Origin of the sequence: Pseudomonas sp. 21LCFQ010 (assembly GCF_024129905.1) — a bacterium.
Lineage (GTDB): Bacteria > Pseudomonadota > Gammaproteobacteria > Pseudomonadales > Pseudomonadaceae > Aquipseudomonas.
Genome location: NZ_JAMYDZ010000018.1, coordinates 22,846 through 38,707 on the forward strand (window position 1 = coordinate 22,846; position 15,862 = coordinate 38,707).

General features: G+C 61.6%; 15 protein-coding genes and 3 pseudogenes. 6 read left to right on the forward strand and 12 right to left on the reverse strand.

Annotated features, from left to right (window positions below; translation table 11 throughout):
• Window positions 1-31 precede the first annotated feature (31 nt).
• The 6 genes from NJC38_RS19225 to NJC38_RS19250 all read right to left on the reverse strand — a co-directional run bounded on the left by NJC38_RS19225 (window position 32) and on the right by NJC38_RS19250 (window position 4,154).
• Window positions 32-886, reverse strand: coding sequence for an alpha/beta fold hydrolase (locus NJC38_RS19225; RefSeq protein WP_253116582.1), 855 nt, complete (start codon window positions 884-886; stop codon window positions 32-34).
• Entirely contained in the window at window positions 883-1,683 is an 801-nt protein-coding gene (locus NJC38_RS19230) for an alpha/beta hydrolase (RefSeq protein ID WP_253116584.1), read from the reverse strand. Before NJC38_RS19230 ends, NJC38_RS19225 begins: the two co-directional genes overlap by 4 nt.
• Window positions 1,684-1,830: 147 nt before the next feature.
• Window positions 1,831-2,274 carry a hotdog fold thioesterase gene (locus NJC38_RS19235; protein ID WP_045492069.1) on the reverse strand — a complete coding sequence of 148 codons (444 nt, stop codon included), beginning with the start codon at window positions 2,272-2,274 and terminating at the stop codon, window positions 1,831-1,833.
• Window positions 2,275-2,308: 34 nt separating this feature from the next.
• Window positions 2,309-2,764, reverse strand: coding sequence for a phosphohistidine phosphatase SixA (sixA, locus tag NJC38_RS19240; protein ID WP_045492071.1), 456 nt, complete (start codon window positions 2,762-2,764; stop codon window positions 2,309-2,311).
• The gene (locus tag NJC38_RS19245) at window positions 2,761-3,051 is read right to left on the reverse strand and encodes a DUF4389 domain-containing protein (RefSeq protein ID WP_231906624.1); all 291 of its coding nucleotides are present in this window, start codon (window positions 3,049-3,051) and stop codon (window positions 2,761-2,763) included. Before NJC38_RS19245 ends, sixA begins: the two co-directional genes overlap by 4 nt.
• Window positions 3,052-3,128: 77 nt before the next feature.
• Window positions 3,129-4,154 carry an NAD(P)H-dependent glycerol-3-phosphate dehydrogenase gene (locus NJC38_RS19250; RefSeq protein WP_045492075.1) on the reverse strand — a complete coding sequence of 342 codons (1,026 nt, stop codon included), beginning with the start codon at window positions 4,152-4,154 and terminating at the stop codon, window positions 3,129-3,131.
• A gap of 267 nt (window positions 4,155-4,421) precedes the next feature.
• Here NJC38_RS19250 and NJC38_RS19255 point away from each other — a divergent pair, with 267 nt between their 5' ends.
• The 3 genes from NJC38_RS19255 (at window position 4,422) to fabB (ending at window position 8,303) form a co-directional block, all read left to right on the forward strand.
• Window positions 4,422-6,335: a response regulator gene (locus NJC38_RS19255; protein ID WP_253116586.1), complete on the forward strand. Its 1,914-nt coding sequence runs from the start codon at window positions 4,422-4,424 to the stop codon at window positions 6,333-6,335.
• Between the two features lie 221 nt (window positions 6,336-6,556).
• A complete protein-coding gene (gene fabA, locus NJC38_RS19260; protein WP_045492081.1) occupies window positions 6,557-7,072 on the forward strand; it encodes a 3-hydroxyacyl-[acyl-carrier-protein] dehydratase FabA in 516 nt (171 codons plus the stop codon).
• A gap of 10 nt (window positions 7,073-7,082) precedes the next feature.
• Window positions 7,083-8,303: a beta-ketoacyl-ACP synthase I gene (fabB, locus tag NJC38_RS19265; protein ID WP_253116588.1), complete on the forward strand. Its 1,221-nt coding sequence runs from the start codon at window positions 7,083-7,085 to the stop codon at window positions 8,301-8,303.
• A gap of 130 nt (window positions 8,304-8,433) precedes the next feature.
• On the opposite strand, the gene NJC38_RS19270 is transcribed toward fabB, so the two are convergent.
• Window positions 8,434-9,339, reverse strand: coding sequence for a LysR substrate-binding domain-containing protein (locus tag NJC38_RS19270; RefSeq protein ID WP_045492084.1), 906 nt, complete (start codon window positions 9,337-9,339; stop codon window positions 8,434-8,436).
• Window positions 9,340-9,430: 91 nt separating this feature from the next.
• On the opposite strand from NJC38_RS19270, the gene NJC38_RS19275 reads away from it, so the two are divergent.
• Window positions 9,431-10,501 carry a tartrate dehydrogenase gene (locus NJC38_RS19275; protein ID WP_253116590.1) on the forward strand — a complete coding sequence of 357 codons (1,071 nt, stop codon included), beginning with the start codon at window positions 9,431-9,433 and terminating at the stop codon, window positions 10,499-10,501.
• Window positions 10,502-10,573: 72 nt separating this feature from the next.
• Here NJC38_RS19275 and NJC38_RS19280 read toward each other — a convergent pair whose 3' ends face one another.
• Window positions 10,574-12,646, reverse strand: a complete 2,073-nt coding sequence (locus tag NJC38_RS19280; RefSeq protein ID WP_253116592.1) for a PAS domain-containing sensor histidine kinase — start codon at window positions 12,644-12,646, stop codon at window positions 10,574-10,576.
• Between the two features lie 197 nt (window positions 12,647-12,843).
• On the opposite strand from NJC38_RS19280, the gene NJC38_RS19285 reads away from it, so the two are divergent.
• A complete protein-coding gene (locus tag NJC38_RS19285; protein ID WP_253116594.1) occupies window positions 12,844-13,140 on the forward strand; it encodes a DUF3144 domain-containing protein in 297 nt (98 codons plus the stop codon).
• An 85-nt stretch (window positions 13,141-13,225) separates the two neighbouring features.
• Here NJC38_RS19285 and NJC38_RS19290 read toward each other — a convergent pair.
• Both NJC38_RS19290 and NJC38_RS19295 read right to left on the reverse strand, forming a co-directional pair.
• Window positions 13,226-13,468 (reverse strand): annotated as a pseudogene (locus NJC38_RS19290) (Lrp/AsnC ligand binding domain-containing protein); the annotation flags it as partial.
• Between the two features lie 44 nt (window positions 13,469-13,512).
• Window positions 13,513-14,026, reverse strand: a pseudogene (locus NJC38_RS19295) (transposase); the annotation flags it as partial.
• 27 nt (window positions 14,027-14,053) lie between these two features.
• Between NJC38_RS19295 and NJC38_RS19300 the strand changes: the two are divergent.
• Window positions 14,054-14,143 (forward strand): annotated as a pseudogene (locus NJC38_RS19300) (IS200/IS605 family transposase); the annotation flags it as partial.
• A gap of 153 nt (window positions 14,144-14,296) precedes the next feature.
• Here NJC38_RS19300 and NJC38_RS19305 read toward each other — a convergent pair.
• The gene (locus NJC38_RS19305; RefSeq protein ID WP_253116596.1) at window positions 14,297-15,169 is read right to left on the reverse strand and encodes a carbon-nitrogen hydrolase family protein; all 873 of its coding nucleotides are present in this window, start codon (window positions 15,167-15,169) and stop codon (window positions 14,297-14,299) included.
• The gene (locus NJC38_RS19310) at window positions 15,169-15,756 is read right to left on the reverse strand and encodes a GNAT family N-acetyltransferase (RefSeq protein ID WP_253116598.1); all 588 of its coding nucleotides are present in this window, start codon (window positions 15,754-15,756) and stop codon (window positions 15,169-15,171) included. The genes NJC38_RS19305 and NJC38_RS19310 overlap by 1 nt, the downstream gene beginning before the upstream one ends.
• Window positions 15,757-15,862: the final 106 nt, after the last annotated feature.

Below are 15,862 nucleotides of genomic sequence, written 5' to 3' on the forward strand. Positions count from 1 at the left end.
CTGCCCAGCCTCGGTAGTTGACCGGCGCAAGTCAAGAAATGGAGAACAGCCGATTGAAACAGTCTGCGACAGCATGTGTCCCGGTGACATCATCAAGGTGCAGATGATGACCGCCTGGCAGGCTGTGAATGCTAATCGGCAAGTCCTCCAGCAAGGCCCGATGAGCACTGAGCAAGCCGTCCTCAGCCAGCACCAGCAGGCTCGGACAACGGATGCGCCGGGCAAAAGCCAGCGCCTGTTCAGGTGTGAAACGCACTGCGGTGGGCAGCGTCAGACGGCTGTCACTGCGCCAGGTGTAACCGCCCGGTACCGCCATCAAGCCACGTTGGGCGAGCAATTGGGCCGCTTCGCGGCTGACCGGCAAGCGGCCACTCATGCGTGCCTGAATGGCCCGCTCCGGATCGCTGTACACCGGTTTTTTCTTGTCGCCCAGAGCCAGTCGCGCAAGCAGCGCTTCGCCCAGCCGCTCAGGGGCCTGCCCGGCTTCGTCGGTCAGTGGCAACAGGCCGTCGATCAACGCCAGGCGCTCGACACGCTCGGGCAAGGCGCCGGCCAGCAATACCGAAATGATCGCCCCCAACGAATGCCCCAACAGCGAGAAGCGCTGCCAGCCCAGTTGCCCGGCGACCAGCAAGACGTCTTGCACGTAGTCTGCCAGGTGATACCCGACCCCGGCCGGCCGGTGATCAGAGTGGCCATGCCCGGCCAGGTCCAGGGCGACGATGCGCAGCCCCGGCAAGGCCGGCGCCAGCCGCGCAAAGCTGTTGGCGTTGTCCAGCCAGCCATGCACGGCAATCACCGGCTGGCCATCTTCTGGACCGAACAGGTGCGCGGCCAGCTCGATATGGCCGAGGTTGATGCGTATTTCTTCGACGAGCGGGTTCATGGCTGGCCTGCGTGGTTATTCCAGCGGGTAAACAGGGTTTTTAGCATGTGCGCCGTCTGATCAGGGTGTTCAAGGGGAAACATGTGCCCACCGGGCATCGACAGGTATTCACCGTGGCGCAGCCGGCGGACCTGCAGGCCATGGCGCGGCATGACCACCCTGCTCTGTTGGCCGCGGACCATCGCCAGCGGTACTTCAAGCTGGCGCGTAGGCCGCGGGCTGGTGTGCGGGATGCTGCGGTAGATACTGATCTCGGTGGCCGGATCAAAACGCAGGGTCAACTTTTCGCCGTCGGCGCGCAAACCATGGCGCAGGTAAGCTTCGAAACATTCGGGGTCAAAACGGCGGAACAGACTTTTGCTGGCGAAGTAGGCACGTGCGGCCTCCAGACTGTCAAAGTCCTCGCGTCGCCCCAGGGTGCGACCAGCGGGCGTGATCCGGTCGATGAACCCCAGCCGCTTGGCGGCGCGGATCATCCATTGATCGGCCAGGCCCAGCACTGGCGAATCGAGCATCACCACGCCACGGTACAGCTCGGGGCTGCGTAACGCGGCATGAAAGTGCAACAGGCCGCCCAGTGAATGGCCAACACCCCAGACCGGTCCCGGCTGCTCGCGCAGATGATGCAGCAGCTCATCAACCAGGTTCAGCCAGTTTTCATTGACCGGAAAACGCGGATCATGGGCATGCTGTTCAAGATGGGCTACGGCGAACTCTGGCGCCAGAGCGGCGAACAGCTTGCCATAGGTGGCCGAGGGAAAGCCGTTGGCGTGGGCGAAGAACACCTGTTGCGACATGTCAGCACACTCGTGGCCGGGTCAATGGCGATGATTTTGCGCAGCGCTGCAGTGGCCGGGCAATGATCGTAAGTGACATCACCAAGGGTACTTTGGCCACTGTTCAAACAAGCTGAATCATTGCCCTGTACGGCAGACACACACATTTCAGCGTGCCGGCGGCTCCTGGCCATGAGGCACCACGGCAACGGTCAGACGCGAAATGCAGCACAGCTTGCCTTCATCGTTACTCAGACGAATGTCCCAGACGTGAGTGGTGCGGCCAATGTGTACCGGACGCACCACGCCGGTCACCCGGCCGCTGCGCACACCCCGCACGTGGTTGGCATTGACCTCAAGGCCGACGCAGAAGAACTTCGCCGTGTCGATCACCAGATAACTGGCCATCGACCCCAGGGTTTCTGCCAGCACCACTGAAGCACCGCCGTGCAACAGGCCGAACGGCTGATGAGTGCGCTGATCCACCACCATGCTGGCGGTCAGCGTGTCATCAGTGAAGGCTTCAAAGCGGATATCCAGCGACGTGGCGATGGTGTTGGCACCGGCGGCATTGATCCGGTCGATCTGGGGCGTTTCACGCCATAGGCTCATGGTTGCTCCTTGCTTGGTAAGGGATCTGACGCACTCAGACGTGGTGGACGTTGCGCAACTGCAGAGCACCGGCCAGGACGAACTCACCATCCAGTTGCGCCAGGCTGGCAGTGTTCATCGGCTCGGCGTCCTGCACGCTGCCGTGCACCAGCAAACCGATCAGGCTACCCACCAGCGGCTGATGACTAACCAGCAGCACCTCGTCCAGCTCCAGCGCGGCGATCTGACGCAAGGCTTCATCAGGACGAACATCGGGGGTCAGCCAATCGACGGTAACACGCGGGATGTCCGCCGTGAGGACACCTTGCAGCACATCGGCGGTCTGTTGGGCACGCACATACGGGCTGACCAGAATACGCTGCAGCCCCCGCCCCTCAAGATGGCGGGCACTGCTGCGCACCTGCTGGCGGCCTTCGGCAGTCAGCTCGCGCTCGGCATCGCTACGGGCCTGATGCTGAGCCTGGCCGTGGCGCAAGACCCACAGCTTCATAGTTTCGGTTCCTCATCGCGAACCGGATGAGCAGCCGCCGGAACCTTGTGCGGAGCCTCGCCTTCAGGCGCACGCGGGGTTGGCCAGTCAGCGAACGGCCAGGGCTTCTGGTCGCTGTGGAAGGTGCCAAACCGGCCGATCTGGGCGAGGAACTGACTCAGGCTGTCGCCGAAATCCATCAGGCTGGCGCTCGGTGCACCGTAAAACAGCCGATAGCCCAATTGCAGCAACACCACCCCGGCCAGCACGATTTCGGCCAGTTGCCAGACCACCAGATACACCAGCATCCACAGCACACGCAGCGCGATGGATTCACGTTTGAAATTGGATTCGCTCAAGACCTTCTCCCTGATCAGTATGGATTTCAATTGAAACCGGTTGTGGAAATGAAGTCGACATCGGTCTTTGGCTCGCCGCGCATCAACACCTCGATCACCTGCGCCAGGGTCCGCCCCTCGAACAGGATGGCATGCAGGCCGGCTACCAGCGGCATGTAGACCTTTACTTCCTGAGACTTGGCCTTGAGCACCTTGAGGGTATTGACCCCTTCGGCCACTTCGCCCAGGCGGCTGACCGCCTCGTCAAGGCTCAGGCCCTGACCCAGGGCAAAACCGACCTGGTAGTTGCGGCTCTTGGGCGAGGAACAGGTGACGATCAGGTCGCCCACCCCGGCCAGGCCCAGAAAGGTCATCGGGTTGGCACCCTGGCTGACCGCAAAGCGGGTCATCTCGGCCAGCGCGCGGGTGATCAGCATACTCTTGGTGTTTTCACCCATGCCCAGCGCCACGGCCATGCCGGAAACAATGGCATAAACGTTTTTCAGCGCCCCGCCCAACTCTACGCCAAACCGGTCGTTGCTGGCATAGACGCGGAACGTCGGCCCGTGCAGGGCAGCCTGGACCTCCTGACACAAGGCTTCGTCTTCGCTGGCCACCACCGTGGCGGTCAGCGCGTGCTCAGCGATTTCCCGGGCCAGGTTAGGGCCAGACAACACGCCAATGCGGGCTTTGGGCACGATTTCTTCGAGAATCTGGCTCATCAGCTTGAATGTCTGAGCTTCGATGCCCTTGGTCAGGCTGACCAGCATCTTGCCAGTCAGGCGCTCGACATGTTCGGCCAGTACCGAACGCAGGGCGCTGGAAGGCAAGGCGACAAAGATCAGCTCGCTGCCTTCCAGGGTTGCGGTCAGGTCGGTGACCGGCTCGACACCCGGCAACACCTTGATGCCTTTGAGGTAGCGCGGGTTCTCACGGTGCAGGCGGATCGCCTCGGCCTGCTCGGGATCACGCATCCACTGACGGACCTGATGACCGTTCTGCGCCAACAGATTTGCGATGGCGGTGCCGAAGCTGCCGCCACCAAGAACCGCTACAGGTTGCAGTGTGCTCATAAACCAATCCATCCAGGGCCATTGATCTGGCGATGGGGCATTATACGGAGCGTTACCGTGGCGGCCAGCGCCAAACAAGGCAAAGCATCGGCCGCTACCGTCCCGGTTGAGACATCAGCACAGCACAAGTTCCATGAAAAGGCTGTGAATCTTGGTTACCATGCGCGCAACGCACGGAGATCGCGGCAACAGGCCAGTATGTTGTCGGCAAGGCATGGGGTAAATGGACGCGTCACAAGAGTTTGCAACGCCTCAAGGGCGTCGGTCATGAAATTGCATCAGTGGGATATCAACACCCGTACCCAGGTCATCAGCCTGGGGCCGGCCCTGTTGCTGACCGTGCTGCTGACTGCGTTCTTCACCTTCGTGCGCTTGCAGGACCTGCGCGAGGAGCTCAATCACACCGGCCAGTTGATCGCCAATCAGCTGGCGCCCGCCGCCGAGCGTGGCGTATTGAATGACGACGAAGAATCGCTCAAGGCACTGACCCGTGCCACCTTGTCGATGCCCAGCGTGCAGTACGTCGAGATTCAGGACAGCAGCAACAATCCGCTGACCCATGTCCAGCAAGCCGAAGAGCCGACGGGCAACAAACGTCAGCTGGAGATTTTCCAGGCCCCGATTCATTTCAGCGCGCCCAGTGCCGCCCTTGACGCCAAGCCGGTGTTTACCGCTGGCAACGAGGGGTATCTGGGCCGGGTGCTGGTGGGGATGTCCCGCGACACCTTCAACCAGCGCCAGCAGGAGATTCTGTTCAAGGCCGGTTTGCTGGCGTTCGCCGCCCTGCTGTTCACGTTCTTGCTGGCCCGTGGCCTGGCGCTGAGCCTGTCGCGCCCGATCAGCGAAATGGGCGAAGTCGTCAAGGCCATCCAGAAGGGCGACTATCACACGCCCCTGCCGGTCACCGACGACGCTGAACTCGGCGCCCTGGCCCGGCACATCAACAACCTGGCCGCCAACCTGGAACAAGCCAGCCTGGAGCAACAACACTCCATGGCGCAGCTGATCCATACCCGCGAGCAGGCCGAGCAAGCCAACAAGGCCAAGTCGGACTTCCTGGCGATGATGAGCCACGAGTTGCGCACCCCCATGAACGGAGTCCTGGGCATGCTGCAACTGATGGAGACCACGACGATGACCGACGAGCAGGCCGAGTACACGACACTGGCTGCCGAGTCCACCGAGCACCTGCTCAAGGTCATCAACGACATTCTCGACTTCTCGCGTATCGAGCGCGACGCCCTGCAAATCGAAGGTATCGCCTTCAACATCGCCGAGCTGATTCAATCCTCGACCCAGGCCTTCAACCCCACCGCCCAGCAACAGGGGCTGGTCCTTGATCTGCAACTGCAAGCAGGCATCGAACAGCTGGAGGTGCTCGGTGACCCGACCCGCATCCGCCAGATTCTGGTCAACCTGATTGGCAATGCGCTGAAATTCACCGAGATCGGCGGGGTGCGCGTAGAAGCTGGCTGGCGGGCTCTGGACGGTGACCAGGTGCGGATAATCTGTACGGTGCACGACAGCGGTATAGGTATTCGCGCCGACCGGCTTGAGTCGATGTTCAATGCCTTTCAGCAAGCCGACAGTTCTATCTCCCGTCGTTATGGCGGTACCGGCCTGGGGCTGTCGATCGCCCGGACCCTGGCCGAGCGCATGGGTGGCAGCCTGCACGCACACAGCGAAGAAGGCGCAGGTTCCGTGTTTACCCTGGAATTGAACCTGCCGCGCACCACCGGCAGTCAGGCGCAGCACTCCCCCACCGTGGTCAACACCGCAGAGCTGAACGGCGAACGCTGGGTACTGCTGGTTGAAGACAACCCGGTCAATCGCACGGTAGTCGAGGCCATGCTGCACAGCCTGGGCTTCAGTGTCGACGTCGCGGTGGACGGTGCCGAGGCGGTGCACAAAGCCCAGGCCGCTCATCATGCCGTGATTCTCATGGACTGCCGGCTGCCGATCATGGACGGTTACGAAGCCACCCGTCGGATTCGTCAGATCGAGGGTCTGGAACAGGTGCCGATCATCGCCCTGACCGCTAACGCATTGCACGGTGATCGCGATGCGTGCCTGCAGGCCGGGATGAATGACTACTTGTCGAAACCGTTCAAACAGGCTGATTTGCACCAGGTTTTACTGCGTTGGCAAGCCTTTCAACCACTTGCGACTGGCGATAAATGATAAATTGCGGCAGTCTTGGCAGCTTGTTCGGCAATGGATATCGGTCGGACGAAGATTTTCAGTGTACAGGTGTACATTCATCGCACCGGCACTGTGACTTTCATTACAACGCAACAGTCTATGACTAGGCTGCCGGACAATGTCCTGGCGAAAACGTCCGCCAGGACTGGCGCGTGGGCCCGATCGGCCAGCGTCGCAAGTGAACATTTTGAGGAGCTCGCATGACCAAACAACACGCCTTTACCCGGGAAGACCTGCTGCGCTGCAGTCGTGGCGAGCTGTTTGGCCCAGGTAACGCGCAACTGCCCGCCCCTAACATGCTGATGGTCGATCGTATTACCCACATCAGTGAAGAAGGCGGCAAGTACGGCAAGGGTGAGTTGGTCGCCGAGCTGGATATCACCCCCGACCTGTGGTTCTTTGCCTGCCATTTCGAAGGTGATCCGGTGATGCCTGGCTGCCTGGGTCTTGACGCCATGTGGCAGTTGGTTGGCTTCTATCTGGGCTGGCAGGGCAATCCTGGCCGTGGTCGTGCCCTGGGTTCTGGCGAAGTGAAGTTCTTCGGCCAGGTTCTGCCGACTGCCAAGAAGGTCACCTACAACATCCACATCAAGCGCACCATGCGCGGCAAGCTGGTTCTGGCAATCGCCGACGGCACCGTGAGCGTTGATGGTCGCGAAATCTACAGCGCCGAAGGTTTGCGTGTCGGCCTGTTCACCTCTACTGACAACTTCTAAGGGTACCCGCATGCGCCGCGTCGTTATCACTGGTCTGGGCATCGTTTCGTGCTTGGGCAATGACAAAGACACCGTCTCCGCCAACCTGCGTGCTAACCGCCCTGGCATCCGATTCAACCCGGAATATGCCGAAATGGGTCTGCGTAGCCAGGTTTCCGGCTCCATCGACCTCAACCTCGAAGAACTGATCGACCGCAAGGTGTTCCGCTTCGTGGGCCACGCTGCTGCCTACGCCTACCTGGCCATGGCCGACGCCATCAAGGACTCGGGCCTGACCGAAGAGCAGGTTTCCAACCCGCGCACCGGTCTGATCGCAGGTTCCGGCGGTGCTTCGACCCTGAACCAGATGGAAGCACTGGATATCCTGCGCGAGAAAGGCGTCAAGCGTGTAGGTCCGTACCGCGTGACCCGCACCATGAGCAGCACCGTTTCGGCGTGCCTGGCCACACCGTTCAAGATCAAGGGCCTGAACTACTCGATCGCCTCGGCCTGCGCCACCAGCGCCCACTGCATCGGGACTGCCATGGAGCAGATCCAGATGGGCAAGCAGGACATCGTGTTCGCCGGCGGCGGTGAAGAAGAGCACTGGAGCCAGTCGTTCCTGTTCGACGCCATGGGCGCATTGTCCAGCAAGCGTAACGACACCCCGGAAAAAGCCTCGCGCGCCTATGACAACGACCGTGATGGCTTCGTCATCGCTGGCGGTGGCGGCATGGTCGTGGTCGAAGAGCTGGAGCACGCTCTGGCCCGTGGCGCCAAGATTTACGCCGAAATCGTTGGCTACGGCGCCACTTCCGATGGTTACGACATGGTTGCCCCGAGCGGCGAAGGCGCGATCCGCTGCATGCAGCAGGCGCTGTCGACCGTCGACACCCCGATCGACTATCTGAACACCCACGGCACCTCGACTCCGGTCGGCGACGTTGCCGAGATCAAGGGTGTGCGTGAAGTGTTCGGCGACAAGGCTCCGGCCATCAGTTCGACCAAGAGCCTGTCGGGCCACTCGCTGGGCGCCGCTGGCGTTCACGAAGCGATCTACTGCATGCTGATGATGGAAGGCAACTTCATTGCCGGCTCCGCCAACATCGACGAGCTGGACCCGGCGGTCGCTGACCTGCCGATCCTGCGCGAGACTCGCGAAAACGCGAAGATCGACACCGTGATGAGCAACAGCTTCGGCTTTGGCGGCACCAACGCCACGCTGGTACTGAAACGCTGGCAGGGCAAGTGATCGTCTGAGTTGCACGCAACATGAACAAGGCCAGTCACTGACTGGCCTTTTTCTTTGCCGAAAATGTTAAGCGCCGCACACCCGGCTGCTCCCACAAAGGCATGCGGCGCTTATCTGAACAGTACTGGCTTTAGCCGCCAAGCTTGCGCGCCAGGTATTCGCGCAGAAACTCAACCGTGACCCTGACCTTGGCCGAGTTGATCAGTGGCGAGGTATACACCGCCCAGATATCGGCATCCTGCCGGTAGCCCGGCAATACCTGCAGCAACCGGCCGGCTTCCAGATCGGCCTGCACATCCCACATTGAGCGCAGCAGGATACCGCGGCCATCCAGGCACCATTGGCGGGCGATTTCGCCGTGGTTGGTGGACAGGCTGCCAGTGACCTTGACGGTTTGCGCGCCTTGCGGGCCTTGCAGATGCCAGATCCCGAACGGTCGGTCGCGCTCTTTGATCAGCAGGCAGTCATGGTTGGTCAATTCTGCCAGGCTGCCCGGCGTGCCTTGACGCTCCAGGTAGGTCGGGCTGGCGCACAGCACCCGCCAGTTACGAGCCAGATGCCGGGCACGCAGGTGCGGGGCAATCTGGTCGCCAACGCGAATGTCCAGGTCCACCCCCTCATCGATCAGGTCCACCAAACGATCCTGGATGTCCAGGCGAATATCCAGTTGCCGATAGCGCGCCGCCAGTTCCGACAACGCCGGGGCCACCAGCCGCCGGCCAAAGCCTTGGCTACTGATCACCCGCAGCACGCCACTGGGCTCTGCGTGCCGGACAGCGACCTCTTCACTCATCTGCTGCACCGACTCAAGAATAGTCCTGGCCCAGTCATAGACCCGTTCGCCATCCTCGGTGATCGACACCTGACGTGTCGAGCGATGCAGCAATTGCACGCCCATGCCCTGCTCCAGCAGCTTGATGCGCTTGCTTACATAGGCTGGCGACATGCCCAGTTCACTGGCTGCCGCTATAAAGCTGGCGCGCCGGGCAACATGGACAAACACGTTCAGGTCATCAAGTGCGGGCAGATTATTCACAGCTCGTGTTCCTTCAATTCATATCTACGCGGATTATCACCTATTCGTAAGCCGATAGGATGAGCCCATTCCCTCAAACCTGGAGAGCGACATGAATAACAAGACTCTGCGCATTGCTGCGATCGCTGGCGACGGCATCGGCCTGGAAGTGCTACCCGAAGGCGTACGCGCGGTACAGGCAGTGGCTGACCGGTATGGTATCGCCCTGCAATTCGAGTATTTTGAGTGGGCCAGCTGCGATTACTACCTGGCCCACGGCCAGATGATGCCGGACGACTGGCGTGAACAACTGTCCGGCTTCGATGCGATCTTCTTCGGCGCGGTGGGCTGGCCTGACAAAGTCCCGGACCACATTTCGCTGTGGGGCTCGTTGCTCAAGTTCCGCCGCGAGTTCGATCAGTACGTCAACTTGCGCCCGGTGCGCTTGTTCCCCGGTGTGCCCTGCCCGCTGGCTGGCCGCCAAGCCGGTGAGATCGACTTCATGGTGGTGCGCGAGAACACCGAGGGCGAGTATTCATCGCTGGGCGGCATCATGTTCGAAAACACCGCTAACGAGTTCGTTATCCAGGAATCGGTGTTCACCCGCCGCGGCAGCGATCGTATTCTCAAGTACGCCTTCGAACTGGCCAGCCAGCGACCGCGCAAACACGTCACCTCAGCGACCAAGTCAAACGGCATGGCGATCAGCATGCCGTACTGGGACAAACGCACTGAAGCCATGGCCAGCCATTATCCCCACGTCAGCTGGGACAAACAGCATATCGACATCCTCTGCGCACGCTTTGTGCTGCAACCGGAGCGCTTCGATGTGGTGGTAGCCACCAACCTGTTCGGTGACATCCTCAGCGACCTGGGCCCCGCGTGCACCGGCACCATCGGCATCGCACCATCGGCCAACCTCAACCCGGAGCGCCATTTCCCGTCGCTGTTCGAACCGGTACATGGCTCGGCCCCGGACATTGCCGGGCGCAACATTGCCAACCCGGTGGCGATGATCTGGTCCGGCGCGTTGATGCTCGATTTCCTGGGCCACCGTCAGGCTCATGACGATATCCTGCGGGCCATCGAACAGGTGATCGCCAGCGGCGAAGTGACCCCGGACCTGGGCGGCACGGCCTCGACCCAGCAGATGGGCAATGCCGTGGTGCGGGCACTGGGCTGAGCTTCAGCTCGACATACAGCGGGCTTGTAAATGGAGGCAATCGTTGCTGCGCGATTGATGACGCGATCGACGTCAGTCCCGAGCCCCCAGCAGGGCACTGACACTTGAGGTCAGTGCCTGCAAGGCAAAGGGTTTGGTCAGCACTGCCGTGGCCGTCGTCAGCGGGCTGTCACCCAGCACATGAGGCAGCGTATAGCCGGTCATGAACAGCACGGGCAAAGCCGGTCGAACCTTACGCCCGGCTTCGGCCATCTGCCGGCCATCCAGCCCACCGGGCAGGCCGATGTCGGTGACCAGCAAATCGATGCGCGTGTCAGAGCGCAGCAGCTGCAAGCCGGCGAGGCTGTCGGCCGCTTCGATCACCACATACCCATGACTGCCGAGGATCTCGCTGACGAACAGCCGTACCGAGGACTCATCATCAACCACCAGCACGGTCTGGCCGGCACCGGCCAGCGGCACTTCATCGCTCACCGGTGGATGACCTGGCGCCTCGGCCTGGGCGGCGCAGCCGGGCAATTGCAGATAGACCCGGGTGCCCTTGCCCGGCTCTGACTGGATGCGCACCTGCCCACCGGACTGCTTGGCGAACCCATAGACCATCGACAGGCCGAGGCCGGTTCCGGCACCGACCGGTTTAGTGGTGAAAAACGGCTCGAACGCCTTGGACAGGGTTTGCTCACTCATCCCGACCCCGTTGTCTGCCACACAGATGGTCAGGTAGGTACCCGGCACCAATTCTGCGTCCAGCTCGGCACCGGACTCCAGCACCTGATTGAAGGTCTTGATCGAGATGACGCCGCTACCGCTCGGCATTGCATCGCGGGCATTGATGCACAGGTTCAGCAGGGCATTCTCCACCTGCGCAGGGTCAACCATACAGGTCTTCAAGGCGGCTGCCAGCTCGACCTTGAGCTTGATCGAAGGCCCGGCGGTGCGCCGAATCAACTCTTCCATGCCACTGATCAAACCGTTCACATCGGTGTGCACCGGCACCAGCGTCTGGCGCCGGGAAAAAGCCAGCAACCGATGGGTCAAGGCCGCGGCACGCTGGGCCGCGCCCTGGGCGACAGACAGATAGCGCTCCAGATCGGCGCTGCGTCCCTGGCTCAGGCGCAGTTTCATCAAGTCCAGGCTGCCGCTGATGCCGGCCAGCAGGTTATTGAAATCGTGGGCGATGCCGCCGGTCAATTGCCCGACCGCTTCCATTTTCTGGGCCTGACGCAATGCCTCTTCAGCCGCCTCACGCTCGGCAATCGCCTGACTGATGCGCGCCTCCAGCGTGCGGTTGAGTTCCAGCAATGCCGACTCGGCGTTCTTTCTTGCAGTGACATCCATCGACGAGCCGATCAGGCCGATCACCTCCCCGTCATCATTGAGCAGCGGCGCCTTGATCGACAGCCAGAACGTCGCCGAGCCATCGGGCATGTCGACCTGCTCTTCGATCTGTTCGACCCGCCGGCCATGCATGATGCGCTGATCGGTGGCCATCACCTGTCGCGCCTGGTCTTGGTCTTCGAGCACCTCCAGGTCAGTCTTGCCCAGATAGAACTCTGGCGGCTTGCCGATCAATTGGGTGGCACCGTGGTTGGCGACCAGCAACCGCCCCTCAAGGTCCTTGGCATACACCACCCCAGGTACGGCAGCGGCGAAGGTACGCAACAAGGCCGACATCCGGTCACGCTCGGCCTCGGCGGCGCGGCGCGACTCAATATCCATCAACACCCCCGGAAAGCGCACTGCCTGCCCTTGAGGGTCAAGCTCGGCGCGGCCGTTGGCCTCGACCCAGCGATAGCAGCCATCGTCCTGGCGGACCCGATACTCACAACGGAACGCACCGCCACGAGCCATCGCGGCCTCGATGTCAGCCGATACCCGCTCCCGATCCTGCGGATGAATCGAGGAAAACGCCTCGGTAATCGCGATGCCTGCGGCGCAGCGCTCGGCAGCCAGCCCGAATGTGCGGGCAAAACGCTCATCGGCGGTTACACAGTCGTTGGGAATGTCCCAGACCCAGGTGCCAATAATCGCCCCGGCATCCAGCGCCAATTGCAGGCGTTCAGCCGCATCGGCAGGAAATCCGCGCCTTACCGGCGGTGCGGCCGGGAGTGCTTCAGGGGGTGGCGTTCGGCGGGTCTGATCCATAAGGGTCTCGATGATCACGTGCACATCGGGTTTTGGGCGTCATTCAAGCAACATTGACAGCAATATCAACGAAATGTCCGCTCAGTCGGCGCGCAGATTACACGCAGTAGCGCATTGGGTCGCCCTTGTAGCTGCTTGCGCCCAGAAATGCTCCAATAGCAGGCTTGTCAATCGCACTGCCAAGGACACCCTCTTTAATGTCACAAGCCACTGACAACGACTTCTATGACCGCGCCGACGCGCATATCAACCTTTCCAACGAACAACTCGGCGCCTGTGACAATCCCGGCGCGGTGAGCGCATCGATGATGTTCGCCGCCACGCGCTTCAACACCTGGGTCAGCGCGCGCGGGTTCAAATCCAGTGAAGAAATGGCCCAGGCCCGCGAGCAAATGCTCAAGTACTTCTGCGAGCAGTACCAGATGATGCTCGAAGACAACCTCGATGATTACATCAATAACTTTGATCACTACATGGCCGGGCAAAAAACCTGACAGGCTTTATGTTCGTGCCACACTATCGGCTATCGATACCGGACCTCAATAGCCCCTTTAACGGCCGATAACGGCGGCAACAGCCTCAGATCGGCAACGGCCGCCCGGCAATCACCTGCTTCATCACCAGAGTCGACATCACCCGCTGCACATTGGGCAGCGAGGTGAGTTGCTCGTCATAGAGTCTCTGGAACGCGGGCAAGTCGCGGGTGATGACGTGCAGCAGGTAATCCGGATCACCGAACAGCCGCTGCGCCTCGACCACCTGAACAATGTCCAGCAGCGCTGTCTCAAACGCCGCAACCGCTTCACGCGTGCCTTCCTTGATGTTGACATCCTCCCCGGCCTGAAGGCCGGAGATTCCTACGGTGCTCAGGCGCGGCATCGAGCCGCCCCCGAGTCGCTTCGGTGGGTTCCTGCTGCTGGCGCCATGACCTCTGCGCTCACTTCACAGGCTAACCGGGCGTGTCCCGCCCTTAGTACATTGATCGCGCCAACCACATCGGCGTTGCCTTCGAAACCACATCCCACGCACCTGAACAGCGCTTGCGTCTGGCGGTTGGCCGCCGACACATGGCCGCAACACGGGCACGTGCGGCTGGTATTGTGCGGCGGCACGGCAATCAGCCAGCCGCCGCGCCACGCCAGCTTGTAGTCCAGTTGCCGGCGGAGCTCGAACCAGCCCTGATCGAGGATGGCCCTGTTCAGGCCAGACTTGGCCCGAACGTTTCTTCCCGGCGCCTCGGCCGTACCTGCCGCCGACCTGGACATATTGCGTACCTGCAAGTCCTCGATACACACCATCGCGTGGTTTTGGCTGATCGTGGTGGAGCACTTGTGCAGATAGTCTGCGACGGGCATTGCCGATGCGGGAGTGAATGCGCTGGAAGTCGTTACATGCTGCTCTTGAGCCATGAGCCAGGAAGACGACATTAGGCGCCGACGGCACGGTGTTTTCAAGATGCATGCCCATGGGGTCTTTGTAACGAAATACCGCCGTAGAAGGGCATCTGTGTCGCCGTGTTACTGCGCTTCATCCTGTGGCGGTGCGTACATCGAACAGTTGCAGTAGGCACCCCACTGCAACCAGGGACGGCTACGCCGTCCGCGCTATCCTTCCCCGCCCTGAACGGCGGGGCTTATCGCGCCTTGATGGTCACAGGTCTCTCTCAAACTGCCGTGGCCAGTCCTTGCGGGTAAACACCTGGCCATGGTCGCGCAGGCGCCGTACCTCATCCAGATCCAGCTCACAGATCAGCCACTGGCTCGCCGACGGACACAACGCCTCGCTCTCGGCAATCACGCCATTGGCCGGCATGCCGTAATCGGATGGCACGTACAACGCTGCGCGGCCGATGTTTTCGTCAAGCGCCGGCGACCAGGGCGCCAGGCCGACGGTGGGTGCTTGCAGTACCGCGATCTGGCTCTCCAGCGCCCGCGCCTGGGCGCCGATACGCACCCGGAAAAAGCCCGCTTCGGTGTCGGTGCAGCTCGGCGCCAGGATCAGGTCGGCACCGGCTTCGGCCAGGCTACGCGCCAGCAGCGGGAATTCGTTGTCATAGCAGATCAGGATACCGAGCTTACCCAGTGCGGTATCGAACACCTTAAGGCCCGAGCCGGCGCTGATGTTCCATTGTTCGCGCTCGAAGCGGGTCATCATCAGTTTGTCCTGGCTGCCCAGGCAACCGTGCGGGCCGAACAGCCAGGCACGATTGCGATACTGGCCGTCCTCGTCCAGCACCGCCACGCTGCCCGGTTGCAGGTAGACATTCAGGCGCCGGGCGAGGCTTTCGCACAGTTCCAGCCAGCGTGGTAACAGCGGCTGGATGTCAGCGATGGAGGCATGCAGGTCACTGCGTTGCGCAGCGGGTAATTGCCCGGACAACACCAGCCCGGCGTACTCGGGCAACAGCAGCAACTGCGCGCCCTGCCCGGCTGCAGCTTCGCAGAGTTCGGTGAGGTGGGCGGCATAGGCATCCCAGCTTTGCAGCAGGTCAATATGGTACTGGCAGGCAGCAACCTTGATCATCAGACAAGCTCCTTCAACCAGAACGACATGGGTTTGCCCGATTCCTCGGTTTCATCCAGGTCGCGCCAGTGATATTCAGTGTGCAGCTCAGGGTGATGGCGGTAGCCACGCCGGGTCCAGAAAGCGTCCAGCGGCTGATAGCCGGCCGGGCGCCGGGGGTGATCCTGCTGACGCTGCACAGCGCAGAACGCGCACCATTCAAACCGCCCCAGCCGCCGGGCATGTGCTTCGCGCTCCTGGAAGAACCGCACCCCCAGGCCGCGACCGCGCCAGCCCGGCAACACCACCGACTCGGCGCAGTAGAAAATCTGCCCGGTGTTCCAGCCCGCCGCCACGAACGGCCGCTGAAACTGCTCGGTCTCATCCGCCAGCGGCAGGCCCGTCGACGCGCCGACGACCCGGCCCTGGTCACGCACCAGTACACAGACACTGTCGGGGCTGCGCAGGTAGGTCGACAGGTACTCGGCCTCGTAAGCCAGGTCGCCGTCATACAGGTACGGAAACTCGCGAAATACACTGATGCGCAGTTGCGCCAGCTCGTCGATGCAGGGCTCTAGCTGTGGCCCTTTGAGCAATTGAATGTCCATGCTGAGCGTTGCCCACCAAGAAAGTGACGCTGACGGATATGCCAGCGCAGGGCGCAGAACTTATCATGAGCCCCGCTGCCCCCGTCAACGCACCCTATAAGGAACA